14 protein-coding genes are annotated in these 16061 nt (G+C 57.9%); 8 read left to right on the forward strand and 6 right to left on the reverse strand.

Going from position 1 to position 16061, the window contains the following annotated elements; all coding sequences use genetic code 11:
- Positions 1-43 precede the first annotated feature (43 nt).
- Positions 44-1666: a lysine--tRNA ligase gene (locus tag FDK21_RS16325; protein WP_138149900.1), complete on the forward strand. Its 1623-nt coding sequence runs from the start codon at positions 44-46 to the stop codon at positions 1664-1666.
- A gap of 33 nt (positions 1667-1699) precedes the next feature.
- A complete protein-coding gene (locus tag FDK21_RS16330; protein ID WP_138149902.1) occupies positions 1700-3172 on the forward strand; it encodes an alpha/beta fold hydrolase in 1473 nt (490 codons plus the stop codon).
- Between the two features lie 108 nt (positions 3173-3280).
- Here the strand turns inward: FDK21_RS16330 and FDK21_RS16335 are convergent, their stop codons facing one another.
- Together FDK21_RS16335 and FDK21_RS20970 are read right to left on the reverse strand one after the other, a co-directional pair.
- Entirely contained in the window at positions 3281-4363 is a 1083-nt protein-coding gene (locus FDK21_RS16335; RefSeq protein ID WP_138149904.1) for a hypothetical protein, read from the reverse strand.
- Positions 4364-4415: 52 nt separating this feature from the next.
- A complete protein-coding gene (locus FDK21_RS20970) occupies positions 4416-4988 on the reverse strand; it encodes a helix-turn-helix transcriptional regulator (protein ID WP_246657601.1) in 573 nt (190 codons plus the stop codon).
- A 372-nt stretch (positions 4989-5360) separates the two neighbouring features.
- Here FDK21_RS20970 and FDK21_RS16345 point away from each other — a divergent pair, with 372 nt between their 5' ends.
- From FDK21_RS16345 to arsC, 3 genes are all read left to right on the forward strand, one after another.
- A complete protein-coding gene (locus tag FDK21_RS16345; RefSeq protein WP_114011399.1) occupies positions 5361-5720 on the forward strand; it encodes a DUF952 domain-containing protein in 360 nt (119 codons plus the stop codon).
- Positions 5721-5741: 21 nt separating this feature from the next.
- Positions 5742-6845, forward strand: a complete 1104-nt coding sequence (locus FDK21_RS16350; protein ID WP_114011398.1) for a quinone-dependent dihydroorotate dehydrogenase — start codon at positions 5742-5744, stop codon at positions 6843-6845.
- A gap of 71 nt (positions 6846-6916) precedes the next feature.
- Complete coding sequence (gene arsC / locus FDK21_RS16355) at positions 6917-7261, forward strand: arsenate reductase (glutaredoxin) (protein ID WP_138149906.1); 345 nt, start codon at positions 6917-6919, stop codon at positions 7259-7261.
- A 21-nt stretch (positions 7262-7282) separates the two neighbouring features.
- On the opposite strand, the gene FDK21_RS16360 is transcribed toward arsC, so the two are convergent.
- Positions 7283-8647 (reverse strand): MATE family efflux transporter, encoded by a 1365-nt coding sequence (locus FDK21_RS16360; protein ID WP_138149908.1) that lies wholly within the window; start codon positions 8645-8647, stop codon positions 7283-7285.
- Positions 8648-9186: 539 nt separating this feature from the next.
- On the reverse strand, positions 9187-9468 hold the full coding sequence (locus FDK21_RS16365; RefSeq protein ID WP_138149910.1) for a DUF6460 domain-containing protein: 282 nt from the start codon (positions 9466-9468) through the stop codon (positions 9187-9189).
- A 315-nt stretch (positions 9469-9783) separates the two neighbouring features.
- Between FDK21_RS16365 and FDK21_RS16370 the strand changes: the two genes are divergently transcribed.
- From FDK21_RS16370 to pdeM, 3 genes are all read left to right on the forward strand, one after another.
- The gene (locus tag FDK21_RS16370) at positions 9784-10596 is read left to right on the forward strand and encodes a GGDEF domain-containing protein (RefSeq protein ID WP_138149912.1); all 813 of its coding nucleotides are present in this window, start codon (positions 9784-9786) and stop codon (positions 10594-10596) included.
- Positions 10597-10809: 213 nt separating this feature from the next.
- Positions 10810-13332: a ligase-associated DNA damage response DEXH box helicase gene (locus FDK21_RS16375; RefSeq protein WP_138150188.1), complete on the forward strand. Its 2523-nt coding sequence runs from the start codon at positions 10810-10812 to the stop codon at positions 13330-13332.
- A gap of 34 nt (positions 13333-13366) precedes the next feature.
- On the forward strand, positions 13367-14167 hold the full coding sequence (gene pdeM, locus FDK21_RS16380; protein ID WP_171022129.1) for a ligase-associated DNA damage response endonuclease PdeM: 801 nt from the start codon (positions 13367-13369) through the stop codon (positions 14165-14167).
- Between the two features lie 9 nt (positions 14168-14176).
- On the opposite strand, the gene FDK21_RS16385 is transcribed toward pdeM, so the two are convergent.
- Entirely contained in the window at positions 14177-14959 is a 783-nt protein-coding gene (locus FDK21_RS16385; protein ID WP_114011394.1) for a TIGR02186 family protein, read from the reverse strand.
- On the reverse strand, positions 14959-15882 hold the full coding sequence (locus FDK21_RS16390; protein WP_138149916.1) for a sulfite exporter TauE/SafE family protein: 924 nt from the start codon (positions 15880-15882) through the stop codon (positions 14959-14961). The genes FDK21_RS16385 and FDK21_RS16390 overlap by 1 nt, the downstream gene beginning before the upstream one ends.
- Positions 15883-16061 lie beyond the last annotated feature (179 nt).

The following is a 16061-nucleotide window of genomic DNA, read 5'->3' on the forward strand; positions in this document are numbered from 1 at the left end:
CATTGATGGCTGCGCCAACCGGGACTTTTCAGGGAAATAGAAAATGACTTCGCAGACTGCCCTTCCGCTCGCGCTGACCGATGCTCTCGTCGATGCAGCCACAACGTCCAAAGCCTGGCCGTTTGAAGAGGCACGAAAGCTGGTCAAACGCTACCAGAAGTCGGGCATGCCGGATGAAGTGCTGTTCGAAACCGGCTATGGCCCGTCCGGCCTGCCGCATATCGGCACCTTTGGCGAAGTGGCCCGCACCTCGATGGTCCGCACTGCCTTCCGCGCCCTGACCCGCGATGAGGTGAAAACCCGTCTGCTTTGCTTCTCCGACGATATGGACGGCTTCCGCAAGGTGCCGTCCAACGTGCCGCAACAGGAGATGCTGGCCAACTATCTCGACATGCCGCTGACCCGTGTGCCCGATCCGTTCGGCACCCATGAAGGCTTTGCCCAGCATAACAATGCCCGGCTTTGCGCCTTCCTCGATCAGTTCGGCTTCGATTATGAATTTGCCTCCTCGACCGACTATTACACCTCGGGCAAGTTTGACGAGACCCTGCTGCGGATGCTCGACGTCTATGACAAGATCATGGGCATCATCCTGCCGACCCTTGGCGCGGAACGTCAGGCGACCTATTCGCCCTTCCTGCCAGTCTGCCCGCGCACCGGCAAGGTGCTGCAGGTGCCGATGATTGAACGCAACGTGTCGGAAGGCACTGTGGTCTATGTCGATCCCGAAACCAATGAGAAGGTCAAGGTTCCGGTTACCGGCGGGGCGGTGAAGTGCCAGTGGAAGGCCGACTGGGCGATGCGCTGGGCGGCCCTTGATGTGGCTTATGAGATGAGCGGCAAGGACCTGATTGATAGTGTGAAACTGTCGACCAAAATCTGTCGCGCTATTGGCAAACCGCAGCCCGAAAGCCTGTCCTACGAGCTGTTCCTCGATGACAAGGGTGCCAAAATTTCCAAATCGAAAGGCAACGGCCTGACGATTGAGGAATGGCTGACCTATGCCTCACCGGAAAGCCTGTCGCTCTACATGTATCAAAAGCCGAAAACCGCGAAGAAGCTCTATTTCGATGTGATCCCGAAAGCGGTTGACGAATATTTCACTTTCCTCGGCAATATCGAGAAGGAAGAGCTCGATAAGCAGCTCAACAATCCAAGCTGGCACATCCATTCCGGCGTGCCGCCAAAAGCCACCATGCCTTTGTCTTTTGCCCTGTTGCTCAATCTGGTGAGCGCGGCCAATGCCCATGACAAGGACGTGCTCTGGGGCTTCATCTCTCGTTATGCACCGGGGGCGAGTGCAGAGACCCATCCAAAGCTTGATGAGATGGTCGGTTATGCGATCCGTTACTTTGAGGATTTCGTCAAGCCCAAGAAGGTCTTCCGTGCTGCCACCCCAGAGGAAGCCGCTGCGATGACCGATCTCGCGGCCCGTCTGGCTGACGTCGACGAAAGCCACGATGCCGAGGCCCTGCAGACCATCGTCTTTGCTGTGGGCAAGGATCATGGCTTCGAAAATCTGCGTGACTGGTTCAAGGCGCTCTATCAGGTTTTGCTGGGTCAGGATCAGGGCCCGCGCTTTGGCTCCTTTGTCGCGCTCTATGGGGTCGACAACACCCGAGCGCTGATCGAGAAAGGCGTCGCGGGCGACTTGCTGACCAACTGATCAGCCTTTCGCTGACCAAAGCCGGGAATAGAAATGATGAAAGCCGACAGGATCAAGATAGTCTTCAAGCACCTGTCGGCTTTTCTGTTGCTGGGTGCCTGTCTGCTTTGGGGGCTGCAAAGCCCTGTGCAGGCGGAAGACAGCCACACCCCGCTTGAACCGATCGACTGCCCTGGCGAGCGCATTGAAGGGGAGCATGCTGCCTGCTTCATTCTCCATGTGCCAGCCGATTGGAATGACATTTCCAATCGCACCATGGAATTGCCGGTGATGCGCTTTGCGCCGCTCGGTGCGGCGGCGACCAAGCCCCCCTTGCTGGTGCTGGCTGGCGGGCCCGGCCAATCGGCCATCTTTCTGGAAAAACAATTATCCAGCAATCTCAAGGCCTTTCGGCAGGATCGGGAACTGATCCTGATGGATCAGCGCGGCACCGGTCCGCTGGCCGATCAATTGAGATGCAAGGATGCCTTGAGGGATGAGCAGCAGATCCTCATTCCCGAACTGGCTGCATGCGTCAAGCAAGCCGAACTGGATGGCCACCTGCGCTCTGACTATAGCACAGCCTTTGCCGTTCAGGACTATCGCGCCTTGCGCTATGCGCTCAAAATCGACACATGGGCCATTCTTGCCACCTCCTATGGGGCTCGGGTGGCGCAGGGCCTGATCGACAAGGACGAGAAGGGCATCGACAGGATCTTGTTCAACGGTCCGCTCTTTGTCGGCACGGTTTTTCTCGATTGGAATCCTTACAGCCGGGTCGAAGCGGCACTGGACCTGTGCAACGAACAGGATGGCTGTCGCACCAACTTCCCCAATCTCTATTGGGACATGGAGCGCATTCCCTTCGCCATCCACAATGTCAAACTGCCTCAGGATGACCCCCTGCCTGCCAGCATCCATGCCAACCTTTATCGCAAACGGCTGCAATCTTTACTGGCCCGCCATCGTGTTGGCGAAGTGCCTTCCGACATTGAAAAGACCCTCGCGAGCCTTGATGAGGCGCAGGAAAAAGACGCAGTCTGGACGCCACCATCGCCTTTGCCGCAAAACATGAAAGGCATTGGCTTGATGGTGCATTTCAGCATTCTTTGCGCCGAGGAAATCGACAGGCTTGCCGATCAGGCACCTCAGGATCTGGCCCAGCCCTTGCGTGTCCTGTTCTATCGCGCGGCTTGCAAGGAACTGGATGCGGTCAGTGACCATGGCATCTCGCTGGCCAAGAACTGGGACAAGGCCAAGCCGACGAAGAAGCCGATCCTGATTTTCAATGGCGCGCTTGATACCATCGTCAATCCCGATGCGGTTAAGAAGACTGAGGCGCTTTATGCCAATGCGTCCCGCTTTACCGTGCCCTATGCGGGCCACGACATTCTGTCGCGCGTGCCTTGCGCTCGCGAAATGATGGCCCAGTTTCTCGATGGCACCAAACCCTCGGACGTCAAGGACCTGTGCACAACGCGCCCGCCCATCGCCTTTGAAGGGCCAACAGCCCCTGCCAGCAACTAATCCCGCCGGTGTTCACTGCGAAGGCGGACCGGGTTACCTTGCGGGCCATCCGCGCCTCGCCCTGCCAACGGGTTCTATCTCGCACGTCTCCAAGGTCGCGCCCATCAATCATGGCAGCACCGGCACGGAAACCTGATCCGGAGCAAGCACGTCCCCGGAAAACAGCGACAAATCTTGCTCCTCTTCCTTGGCTGTTTCACCTTGCTTGACGGTCGCCGCGGCCGAAGTGTCAATTTCCAGCGCCAAGGCCTCGCTTTCTGCCTGTTGTTGCCGCAGGGCCTCCAGTTCATCGGCACTTGGCTCCGGTGCATAAAGGCCCCGTTTCAGCCGCTTGGCATCGGCCAATTCTTCCTGATACTGACCGTCGTCCGGCACGACCCAGCCATAGCGCACCATCCAGGCAGCCAGATCGGTGACTCGCGCCTGCTCATCTCCTGTCAGACGGCTTTTCAATCCGCTGCCTAGGAAGCATTGCGCGGTCTGTGATCCGGCCTTGGCAGTGCGCTCCTGCACATCCTGCAAGCCGATGCATCCAACCGCTCGCCCTCGAATGAAACGGCTGAGCGCCGTCTTGCCCATCTTGTAGCAGGGCACCTTGCGGCCACCAAAGGAACAAAGCGCCTTGGGATCCGGGATCGTGACATGCGACAGGGTCACGCTTTGGGAGCGCTGCTTGGTGATCAGAACCAGCCTGTTCGGACCCAGAATGCCAACTTTGCGGAAGATCAGCGGCAAAGGGGGCAGCTTGGGTGGTGGTGGCAAGGCCTTGCCAACGGCACGGGTCAAGGGTTTGGCCTGATGCAGCGGCGACAATTGAAAATTCGGGGTCACATTGCGTGAAGGCGGGGCAACGATCTGCCCGGCATCCGGGCCCTGTAGCTTGGGGACAGGTGGCGCGTCTGCTTGCGCGTTTTCGGTCTCGGCCTTGGTCTGGCTCGGGGCGTCATGTTTGATTGCCGATTGGTCAATCTCGGCTGGTTTGACGGGGGAATTGGCCGATCCTGCCGCATCCGAGGCATCCGTGGGACCAAATGCCAGATTCAGCAACCAGAAGACCAGCCCCGACAACAGCAGAGTGAAGGTAAAAAAGGCCATGCCCCGCACCAGTTTGCTGCGTCTCTGCCAGCCCTTGGATTTGGGCAGGGACGGTGCAAAGGCTGCATAAGGATCGGTATCGTCTCGACGGGGCATCTTTTTGGGTCTGTTTCGGTTCCAGAGGGGTGCGGGGTGGGCTGAGGCCCCATTATTGGCTGGCCCAGAGAATTCTTGCAACCCAATCCACCGATCCTGCGCTGAAAGTTCGAACGCGCCCACTATCCTGCATCATGCTCAGACTGAAGGAGCGTGACCGTGTCTGGCTAACATCGCCAAGCAACAGATCATCCGAGTTGGTCTTGACGATCAACCGATCCCCGACATCAAACACGTCGCCTTTCAGGATCAGCAATTGTGCGCCATCCTTGTAGAAGGGATAAAATTCACCCCCCGACACTTCCCACAAGGTTGTATCCTGCGGCAAGGGCATCAAGGATGACAACTCAGCCGCCTCACTGTGCGAGGCGGGATCATGCGACCGATGCGCCACCTCCAGCTCACTGCCGGTGAAGAATTGCTCGACACTGGTGTCGGTGGCAGCCAGCACCTTGGAAATCGACTCGGTCGAGGGCCAGCGTGGTCGGCCATCCGGCTTGAACCGCTTGGACGGATTGAATGATGTGGCGTCCAGCCCTGCAAGGCGTGCAAGACCGGAGGCCGTCAGGCTGTTTTCAGAAGCGAGCCTGTCAATTGCGCTCCATATAGTTGTATGAGATAGCATCACGACATCCTGCGCTCGATGCTTGAGAGTATAAAATGAACATGCACGCGTAAGAAGAGTTTGTTTTGATTACAACCTTAAGAGGAGTTCGTCCTATTTGCAATATTAATCCAAAATGTTCACAGACGCAAAAATTACCATCTCGTTGACCAGAATGGCTGCCTTGCGCCGCATTGTCCCTTGGCTCGATCCCCCGTCGCATATGCGCGTATTCCTTGCAAAACAGGGTCTTTGGGCCCAAGCCATGGCTCCTTTGTCGAGATCTGAACGCATGGAGAGGGATGCGTCAAAAAATGTCTTTGCGCAACCGGCTCAGGTGTCGTAGGGACAAAGACAGGCAAACACAACAAAATCAGGATTGGGCTCAGGCGGATGACGAAGTGGATTTACAAGTTGGCAACCGAGGCGCAATGGGAAGCTGCGCTGAATGCGGGCCAGTTTGAAGGCGCACCGGTGGATGTCGAGGATGGTTATATTCATTTCTCGACCGCCGCGCAGGTAGAGGAAACCGCCCACAAATATTTCCGCAACACCGAAAAGCTGCTGCTGCTGGTCGTACAGGTCGAACTGCTTGAGGAAATCGCCGAACCGGTAAAATGGGAACCGGCCCGCAAAGGGGATTTGTTCCCACACCTGTATGCGCCCTTGCCGTTGGATGCCGTGATTGAACTTTTCTCTCTTCCGATGGATGAAGAGGGCTATCATGAAATTCCACCACTGCCTCAAGAATAAGAACAAGGAGGAGACCCTGTCATGTCCTATTCCACACGTGACAAACTGACACGCAAGGCTCTGTTTCTGCTTGATCCGGAGGCTGCCCACGGCATGGCGATCAAGGCGCTGCGGTTTGGTCTGGTGCGCGGTGTAGATCTGCCGCCCGATCCGGCCCTCGAGGTGAAATTGTGGGATCTGACCTTCCCAAACCCGCTTGGCATGGCGGCAGGCTTTGACAAGAATGCCGAAGTGGCCGATGCCTTGCTCGGCCTGGGCTTCGGGGCTGTCGAAGTGGGCACCATCACCCCGCTCGCCCAACCGGGCAACCAGAAGCCGCGGATGTTCCGCCTGATCGATGACGAAGCGGTGATCAATCGCCTCGGTTTCAACAATCAGGGCCATGAAGCCGCCTATCGTCGTTTGTCCGCCCGCAAAGGCAAGGCTGGCATCGTCGGGGTCAATATCGGTGCGAACAAGGACAGCGAAGATCGCACGGAAGATTACGTCAAGGGCGTGGCCGCCTTTGCCGACGTGGCCTCCTATCTGACTGTCAATATTTCCTCGCCCAACACACCGGGGCTGCGCGATCTGCAAGGTCGCGAGGCGCTCGACGAACTGCTCGCCCGTGTGCTGGGTGAGCGGGACAAGCAGATCGAGAAGGCTGGCCGCAAGGTGCCAGTGCTGGTCAAAATCGCACCCGATGTCGATGAGTTCGGCCTCGATGACATCTGTTCCATCGCCGTGGGCCGGGGCATCGATGGCATGATCGTCTCCAACACGACCCTTGATCGTCCGGATCGGCTCAAATCCAGAAAGCAGATTGACGAAGCCGGTGGTCTGTCCGGTGCGCCTTTGTTCAACAAGGCAACCATCGCTTTGGCCAAAACCCGCGAGCGGGTTGGCAAGGCCATGCCGCTGGTTGGTGTCGGTGGTGTCACCGATGCGGTGACCGCCCTTGAAAAGATCCGCGCCGGGGCCAACCTCGTTCAATTCTATTCCGGCATGGTCTATGGCGGTGCATCCATGCCCGCTGCCATGCTGGTGGAAATGTCGGCCGAACTGAAAGAGCGAGGCATCACCAGCCTTGAGGACATCCGGGGTGAAACCGTCAGTGACTGGGCCTCTCGCCCGATGGATCAATAAAGGCTGGCAAGCAACAAGGCGGGCAGGCGGGGTTGCTGCTGCTCGCTGTTTCTTCTGGGGAACAGGATATCATGACCCTTACCATCTGGCACAATCCACGCTGCTCCAAATCCCGTCAGACACTCGCTCTCGTCGAGGAACAGGGGACCGCTCCAATCATTCGGACCTATCTTGAGGACGCCCCCAGCGCCGATGAGCTGCGCGCCGTGCTTGCCATGCTGGGCATTGAACCACGGGCTCTGATGCGCATCAAGGAAGCACTCTACAAGGAGCTGGAACTGGCAAAGGTGACGGACGGTGACGCGCTCATCGAGGCGATGGCAGCGCATCCAAAGCTGATTGAACGCCCGGTTGTCATCAAGGATGGCAAGGCAGCGCTTGGCCGTCCACCAGAGGCCGTGTTGGCAATCCTCTAGAGCTTTTTGCCCTCAGAAAACTCAGCTTTGCGGGCTTGGGGGACTTGCAGTCGCAAAGCTCCCTTCACGGCAGGAGGGCAACAAGGCCCACAACCCGACGCCTCTTGCCGCCAGAAAAGCCAACAGGGCCAGCCACAGGCCGTGATTGCCAAACAACTCCATCATCCCGAATGCCCCGGCAATGAAGATTGTCGTTGCCACCAGCATCACATTGCGCATGGTGCCTGACCAGGTCGCCCCGATATAGATGCCGTCCATCTGGAAGGCCAGCGTTGCCACAAAGGGGGTCAGCGCAGCCCAAAGCAGATAGTCCCGCGATACAAGCCGGACATCCGGGGCCGTTGTCAGGAAATCGATAAACACATCGCCAGAGAGCCACATCAGGGCGCTCAGGCCCGCGCCTAGCCAGAAGCCCCAGATCAGCGTTAACCGGACTGTCTTGTCAAAGGCCGGCCGATAACGCGCTCCAATGGCCCGTCCCCCCAACTGCTCGGCGGCGATCGCGATGCCATCAAGGAAAAAGCCACCAAACATGAAATAATGCAGCAGCAGTTCATTGGCGGCCAGTGTGGTATCGCCCTGACGGGCACTCAGCGCAGTGAACAGAGTAAAGGTCACCAGCATCACCATCGACCGGATGAAAATATCCCGGTTGAGCGCCATGAAACGCAGGAAAGCGTCTTTGTTGAGCAGCCGTGGCAAAGACACCCGCCAGTCGTCGCGCAACATATAGGCCATCACTCCCAGCCCCATCACAACGGCGGCCACTTCGCCCGCCACGGTGCCGAGTGCAGCCCCGGACACACTCATGCCAAGGCCCAGCACGAACCAGATGGTCAGCAGGATGTTGACGCTATTGAGCAGGATCAGCAGCACCATCCCGGTGCGCGACTTGCCCAAACCGAACAGCCAGCCGAAGATCGCATAATTGGCCAGCGAGAAAGGCATCGCATAAAGCCGGATCAGCAGATAGGTGTGAGCGGCGGCCTTCACCTCATCCGAACCGCCCATGGCGGCCAGTGCCCAAGGGATGAGGAACGGTCCTATCAGGATCACCAGAATGCCGATCAGCACGGCCAGCATCAGCGCACGATAGGCCACCGCACGCTGGGACACCGGGTCCTGTGCTCCAACGGCCTGTGCGGTCAGCCCTGTTGTTCCCATCCGCAAGAAATTGAACGACACCGCAACGATGTCGAACAACAAGGCACCAATTGCGATGCCCCCCATAAGCGCCGCGTCGCCCAACTGACCGATCACCGCCATGTCGACAATCCCCACCAGCGGCACGGTCACCAGCCCAAGGGTCATCGGCACCGCAATGGCAAGCACCATGCGATGAGTGACGTCAAAGGCAAAGCGCGGGTCGTTGGCAGCGTGCGTCATGTTGAATCCGGTCAAAAAGAGGCAAAAAGGGCGGTGGCATACGGGGGAATTGTTCGGGTGAATGAGATGAGACAGGGCAGGCTGGTGTGCGACAGGTTGGCTTTTGGCAAAGCAATGTCAGCCCACCATGGCCAAGCGGCCAAAAAGAGCGCTCATCTGTAACATGGTAAAAGGCCGTATGGGAATATGAAAAAGCATGGCCCCAAAACAAATCGACCGCCATACGGGACCAAGCGTATGGCGGTCGATTTATTTGCGCGGGGACCCTTTTGACCCTGATGGCTCAGAGGGAGAGGGCTTGACGCTTGAGAGGGCTGCCGGACCGGTTGGCTGCGTCTCTCGGTTGACCGCCGGGCTCCTTCCGGTCTCCCGGCAGGTTTCCTGTGCCCCTTGGTCTTTGCTGTTGATCTGACTATCGCTCAGTCCCGCACCAAAGTCATCTTAAACATCGGTAACCTGCCGGTCAGGAAACGGAAAGGAAAGCCCGCGTGATGCGGGGGCAGCGGTCAGCAAAGCGCCTTTAGACGCAAAAAACGGGTTTATTCCGGCTCGTCGCGGCCCATTTTCAGCACCCGCATTATCAGCCAGATCGGAATGACGATCAGGGCGCCAAGCAGGAAATACTCAATCGCCCAATGGACCGCATCAAAGCCCATATAATAAATATGCTCGACCATCGCGACGAGGTGATTGAGCACCTGACGGGGATGTAGATCCAGCGCACTGAGGACGATGCCGACCACCACCGACAGGCCAATCAGGCGCAATATGACCGGGCCGGGTGAGCCGCCGAAAAAACGGGACAGAGTCGAGTTGGTCATGTCAAGTAGCTCCTAATATCGGTCGCACGCAGGGTGAATAAAGTCTTTAAATGAGCCGAAAGCGTGGTCGGGCCGGGTTCATAATGATCCATGTAATCAAGTTGAATGAAGGCTTCAACCTTTCATTAAGAGCAAGGTTAGAACTCTTCTGCGATGACAGTCAATTTCGCTCCCCTGCGGGTGACAGTCAGGCGAATCTCTGTTTCTTGTATCCCACTGTCGAGCCACGAGGCTCATTAATCGAATGAAATTTTCCAAGTCACGCGTTCATATCAGCCGTCGGGGGACAACGTGAATACGCATCGCGAAACAATATTGGAATCATTTTATCACCGCTTGGGGAAAGTCGAGACGTCCGGTCAGGCTCTGCTGGTTTCCGGTCTCATTGCAACCACGTGCAGTCTGGCGTCGAGTGCCGGTGCCTTTTGGGCCTATCGCACGGTGGATACGCCCTTCCTGTCCTTGGCCATTCTCATGATTACTTTGGTGCCATTCTTTTTCATTCTGGCCTCCAGTTTCCTGCTGTTGCGCGGGTTTCAGATCCTTGAGCGGAACAATAAGAAGCTCAGCGAAGAGGTCGAGCGGGACAATCTTACCCGTCTCGCCAACCGCTATGGATTTGTGCGTCACGGTCGCAACATGCTTGTGCAGGCCGGGCTGCAGAAAGCGCCCTTGTCGCTGATCCTGCTTGATGCGGATCACTTCAAGAATATCAATGACAGTCATGGTCATCTGGCTGGCGATCTGGCGTTGCAGCATCTGGCCAAAATCTTGCGCCAGGCATGCCGCGAGAGCGATCTGGTTGCCAGATGGGGAGGTGAGGAATTTGCCATCCTGCTTCGCGCAGCGGATCTGTCTGGTGCCCATGGCTTTGCCGAGCGTCTGCGGGAACGGATCGCCGAATCTCCTTTCTCGTGGAATGGCAAACAGGTGGAACTGACGATGAGTGCGGGTGTGACAGAATGGCAGCATAATGATGACGACTTGCACAATATGATCATTCGGGCCGATGAAGCGCTCTATGTGGCCAAATCGAAAGGGCGCAATCAGGTTCAGGTGTCTCATCAACAGATCGATCAGGTGGAGGGGTTCGAGCTGGATGTGGAATTTTGTGACGCTGCCGCCTGATCCGAAACTCTCTTCTTCTTTGCGGCCGTCATGCATTGTGTGATTTTGCGCCGCCCGGCAACTCCTTCCGTGACAAGCCGGTTTCCTTGACCCATAGTCCGGGGCATGACTCAGTCTGCCAGCACCCCTGCCAGCTCCCATGCCAGCAATGTAGCTCGCCCCGGCACCAACGACCTGACCGACCTGTCAGAAGCAGGACCGGACGGGCTCGCCATGCGCATTGCCATGGGCGAAGAGACCCCACATTTGCCCGAGGTCTTTGCCCATTGGCTTGCGGGTCGTAGCTGGCGGCTGCGCCCGCATCAGGCAGCGATGCTGACAGCGGCGGAAGCATCGCTGCCTACCCTTTTGATTGCCCCCACTGGAGCGGGCAAGACCCTGTCGGGTTTCCTGCCTTCGCTTGTTGATCTGCACCAGTCCGATGAGGACTGGCATGGGCGCCTCCACACCTTGTATATCTCTCCCCTGAAAGCGCTGGCGGTTGATATTGCCCGCAATCTCGAGCAGCCGATTGCCGAAATGCAGCTTGATGTGAGCGTTGAAACCCGCACCGGTGACACCTCCGCCCACAAACGCCAGCGGCAGAAGAGAGTGCCGCCCAATTGCCTTTTGACAACACCGGAGCAATTGGCGCTGCTGCTTGCCTCCCGCGAGGCCGAGACCCTGTTCGCGTCCCTTCAGACCATCATTTTCGACGAGCTGCATGCCTTGGTTACCTCCAAGCGGGGGGAGTTGCTCAGCCTTGGCCTTTCGCGTCTGAGGCAGCTTGCCCCTGACGTGCGCCCGGTGGGCCTGTCGGCGACAGTCTCCAATCCGATCGAGTTGGCCGATTGGCTCGTTCCCCACGCACACGGCCTGCCGACGACAATAGCCCAGATCCTCCGCCTTCAGGGGGGCAGCAAGCCGGATATTTCGGTGTTGGCATCCGAAGAGCGCATTCCATGGGCCGGACACAGTGCCCGCTATGCGCTCCCCGATCTCTATCAGGCCATCAAGGCCCACAAGACAACCCTGTTGTTCGTCAATACCCGCTCGCAGGCCGAATATCTGTTCCAGAGCCTCTGGTCGATCAATGACGACACCCTGCCAATCGCCCTGCATCATGGCTCCCTCGATGCCAGCCAGAGGCGCAAGGTTGAGGCGGCAATGGCCGCGGGCAGCCTTCGGGCTGTGGTTTGCACCTCGACCCTTGATCTCGGCATCGACTGGGGGGACGTCGATCTGGTGATGCATATCGGCGCCCCAAAGGGGGCGAGTCGCCTTGCTCAGCGGATTGGTCGGGCCAACCACCGGCTCGACGAACCATCGCGTGCCATCCTCGTGCCCTCCAATTGTTTCGAACTGCTCGAATGCCGCGCTGCGCTTGACGCCAACTATCTTGGTGATCAGGACACCCCACCGATCCGTCGTGGGGGGCTGGATGTGCTGGCCCAGCACATTCTGGGCCGGGCCTGTGCTGGTCCCTTTGCGGCTGAAGACTTCTACGAGGAAGTGAAGGCTGCCTATCCATACAGAGATTTGCCTTGGGAGCAATTTGAACAAGCCATCGATTTTGTTGCCACTGGTGGCTATGCGATGCGGGCCTATGAGCAATTTGCCAAGCTCAAACCAATGAAAGACAAGGAGACGGGGCGAACCCTTTGGCGCCTGTCCCACCCCTCACGGGCCCAGCAATATCGGCTGAATATCGGCACCATCGTCGAAGAGCCGATGATCAAGGTGCGGCTGACCTCATGGAAAGGCGGCGGCGGTCAGCCCAAACGGCTGGGGCGCGGAGGGCGAACGCTTGGTGAGGTGGAGGAAAGCTTCATCGACGGCCTTTCCCCCGGCGACAGTTTCCTGTTTGCCGGTCAGGTCCTTCGCTTTGAGACCTTGGAGGAAAATTCCGCCTTCGTCACCAAAACCCATCATCGCGAACCCAAGGTGCCGAGCTATTGGGGCGGCAAATTCCCGCTCTCCACTTATCTCGCCTCCCGCGTTCGGGCCATGCTGGCCAATCCCGACAGTTGGGCCAATCTGCCAGAGCAAGTGCGCGACTGGCTGACCCGCCAGCAGGAACAGTCGATCATTCCGGGTGCAGATCAGTTGCTGGTCGAAACCTTCCCCCGCGCGGGCAAATATTATCTCACCCTCTATGCCTTTGAAGGGCGGTTGGCTTTGCAGACGCTGGGTATGCTTCTGACCCGCCGTCTGGAGCGGGCTGGCGCTCGGCCCTTGGGCTTTGTCGCTTCCGACTATGCCCTGATGATCTGGGGGCTGAAAGATCTGGCCAAACTTGAAAGTGCGCTTGGCTGGACTTTTGACCGTTTGTTTGACGAAGACATGCTCGGCGATGATCTGGAAGCCTGGCTGGCTGAAAGCGCCATGCTCAAGCGCAGCTTCCGCACCTGCGCCCTGATTTCGGGCATGATCGAGCGCCGCCATCCGGGCAAAGAAAAATCAGGCCGCCAGATCACCATGTCCTCAGACCTGATCTACAATGTCCTGCGTGAGCATGAGCCGGACCATCTGTTGCTGAAAGCCACATGGGATGATGCTGCCGCAGGTCTGTTGGATATCCAGCGGCTCGGCGATATGCTCAAACGGATCAGGGGACGAATCGTCCATTCCGCCCTTGAGGAACCCTCGCCGCTTTCCATTCCGGTTCTGCTGGAGATTGGCAAGGAGCCGATTTTCGGCGCGGCAGAAGACGATTTGCTGATGGAAGCCGCCGCCCAGTTCGGCCTTGAGACATGATCAGACCCCAACGCACCACAGAAGGATTGTGCCGGTGTTTCAAACCAGTGAGTCCGGGCAGGACAAGCCCAACGCATCCCGGTCCACAGACAAGGAGCTCGACGCACCCGTGAGCCATCGCTTTGCCTTTGCTGGCGAGACATTCCTCGCGCTTCGCTCCGGGGCCTTGCTCCACCCGGACCAAGGCCTGCTGCTGGTGGCTGATTTGCATCTGGAGAAAGGCTCCGCCTTTGCCCGCACCGGCCAGTTTCTACCTCCCTATGACAGCCAGATGACCTTGGCCCTGCTGGAAGCGGATATAGCCGCACACCAGCCGCAAACGGTGATCTGTCTTGGGGATTCATTTCACGACGTGGACGGTCCCAATCGTCTGGATGAGGCGGTAAAAAGCCGTCTGTGCGCCCTGACACAGCGTTTGGCCTGGCACTGGATCACCGGCAATCATGACCCTCACTTGCCCGAGAGCGTTGGTGGCAAGGTCGCCGAAAACGGGATATTGGAAGGTGCCGAAGGCGGGATCTTTCTATGCCACGAACCGGGGGAGGGGAACAGTGAAGTTGAATCGGCAAAGCAAACCCGGCACAGAGCCGAGATATGTGGCCATTTGCACCCCGTGGTCTCCATTCCTTCACGTGGTCGCACCCTCAGGCGCAAGTGCTTTCTGGTCAGTCCCGAGCGGATCGTCATGCCTGCCTATGGAGCCTATACCGGCGGCTTGAATATTCATGAACCGGCCTTGGCCGCGCTGGCCTCACCATCCAGCCGCCTGCTGGTGATCGGGCGGCAAGTCATCACCGAGCATCCTTACGCGGGCATCCGGCGACCAAAACGCTGATGATCAGTTCTAATTCTTGCGGAAGACGACGCCGGCAAACCACCCGGTAAAGACAGCCAGCAGCACGCATAACAGCCCATAGATGAAGCTCTGCTTCTGGGCCAGATTGTAGGTGACCTGCTCAAAGCCTGACTTGGCGACATTCAAGGGCTGGGTCTGGGAATGCAGCAGCGCCCCACCGCGGAACAAATAGACCGTGACATCATAGCGGCCGACTTCCACATTGGCCGGAATGTCCACCGTGCTACGAAACATGGAGTCATTGAGGAACGTGATGGAGGACAGGTCATCGCGATAAAGCCCCTTTTGCCGCTTCAATCGCAGGGCTGCCTCGCGAAACGGATCATAGGTGGAGAACTGACTGCTATCGATCCCGGTTGGTGGCAGCAACAGATAATCGGAGCCAATCTGCAGCTTCGACAAGAGGGCAGGATGGGCGATGTCTTCCAGTTTGCGGTTGGTTGCCATCACATAGAAATTGGGAGCATTGGCATAGGCACGCTTCTTGGTGTTGACCCAGACACCAACCACCCGCTCCTTGCGGCGCGAAACCAGATTCTGATCCCATCCCCGCACAACGATCACCAGATCATAGGGTGCGCCGCGCGACACGGTGTTGGCATCGCGCTCGATCATGCCGAACACCACGATCTGGGATCCGGTAAAGTTCGAGTTGATCCGGATCACCCGGTCCGACATGTCCGAAACAATGCTTTCCGCATGCAGCACATGGCGATTTGATCCCAGAAGAACGAAACAGGCAGCCAGCAAAGTCAGCAGAAAACGGGCCATCACTGCGTCTCCCTGACTTCGATGCTGTATAGTTCCCGAGGCTCGATCACCAGATCGACAGCAAAACGCATACCGACCATCAACACCAACAGGCCCAACAAAGCCCGCAATTGCTCGCCCTTCATCTTCTGCCCGAACTGCGCGCCAAATTGTGCACCGATCGTGCCGCCGACCATCAGGATCAGTGCCAGCACGATGTCGACCGACTGGGTCGTGGTCGCATGCAGGATCGTCGCCACGGCCATTGTCACCAAAATCTGGAACAAGGATGTGCCGATCACCACCGCCGTTGGCACATGCAGCAGATAGATCAGCGCCGGGACCAGCATGAAACCGCCACCAATGCCGAGCACCGTACCCAGAAAACCGATGGTGCCGCCAATCGCCAATACAGGCAACACGCTGATATAGAGCTTCGATTTCTTGAAGCGCATCTTGAAGGGGAGGCGGTGGATCCAGTTATGTTGACCCGGTTTACGCATCGTAACCGGCCCGTTACGGCGGCTGCGAACGATCGAGCGCACGCTTTCCATCACCATCAGGGACCCGATCGCCCCCAAAAAGGTGACGTAAGAGACGGAAATGATCAGATCGAGCTGGCCAAGGGTTCTGAGGATGGCGAAGACCTCCACGCCGATGAAGGACCCTATGATACCGGCACTGAACAGCACGCAGCCGAGCTTTAAATCGAGATTGCCCGTGCGCAGATAGGCCAGCGATCCCGTCGTCGAGGAGGCCGTAATCTGCGCGGTCACCGAGGCAACGGCCACTGCGGGCGGAATGCCATAGAAGATCAACAAAGGCGTGAGGAGAAAACCGCCACCAACACCGAAAATGCCAGACAGAAAGCCCACCGTGCCACCCATCGCAAGAATGACAAAGATGTTTACGGGCAGTTCTGCGATGGGGAGATAGAGCTCCACGCGCTCACTCCTGTCACGGGATGTGCCTCGATGGCGGTTTCAAACAGGGTGTGAACCAAGCCCCCATTCGAGACACTTGGTCGCACTGCGATCAATGATAGCGACAAGCTGCCAATAATCGCAAGACAGACCTTCAATCCGGCGAATAAAGGTTCGAAATCGGGCCAGAAAACCTGTCG

Source organism: Cohaesibacter sp. CAU 1516 (assembly GCF_005771485.1).
In the GTDB taxonomy this organism is placed as follows: Bacteria; Pseudomonadota; Alphaproteobacteria; order Rhizobiales; family Cohaesibacteraceae; genus Cohaesibacter; species Cohaesibacter intestini.

Bases quoted from the DNA above. Each gene is read 5' to 3' on its own strand.
- FDK21_RS16325 (WP_138149900.1), top strand. From the start codon at position 44: ATGACTTCGCAGACTGCCCTTCCGCTCGCGCTGACCGATGCTCTCGTC.
- FDK21_RS16330 (WP_138149902.1), top strand. From the start codon at position 1,700: ATGATGAAAGCCGACAGGATCAAGATAGTCTTCAAGCACCTGTCGGCT.
- FDK21_RS16335 (WP_138149904.1), bottom strand. From the start codon at position 4,363: ATGCCCCGTCGAGACGATACCGATCCTTATGCAGCCTTTGCACCGTCC.
- FDK21_RS20970 (WP_246657601.1), bottom strand. From the start codon at position 4,988: ATGCTATCTCATACAACTATATGGAGCGCAATTGACAGGCTCGCTTCT.
- FDK21_RS16345 (WP_114011399.1), top strand. From the start codon at position 5,361: ATGACGAAGTGGATTTACAAGTTGGCAACCGAGGCGCAATGGGAAGCT.
- FDK21_RS16350 (WP_114011398.1), top strand. From the start codon at position 5,742: ATGTCCTATTCCACACGTGACAAACTGACACGCAAGGCTCTGTTTCTG.
- arsC (WP_138149906.1), top strand. From the start codon at position 6,917: ATGACCCTTACCATCTGGCACAATCCACGCTGCTCCAAATCCCGTCAG.
- FDK21_RS16360 (WP_138149908.1), bottom strand. From the start codon at position 8,647: ATGACGCACGCTGCCAACGACCCGCGCTTTGCCTTTGACGTCACTCAT.
- FDK21_RS16365 (WP_138149910.1), bottom strand. From the start codon at position 9,468: ATGACCAACTCGACTCTGTCCCGTTTTTTCGGCGGCTCACCCGGCCCG.
- FDK21_RS16375 (WP_138150188.1), top strand. From the start codon at position 10,810: ATGCGCATTGCCATGGGCGAAGAGACCCCACATTTGCCCGAGGTCTTT.
- FDK21_RS16385 (WP_114011394.1), bottom strand. From the start codon at position 14,959: ATGGCCCGTTTTCTGCTGACTTTGCTGGCTGCCTGTTTCGTTCTTCTG.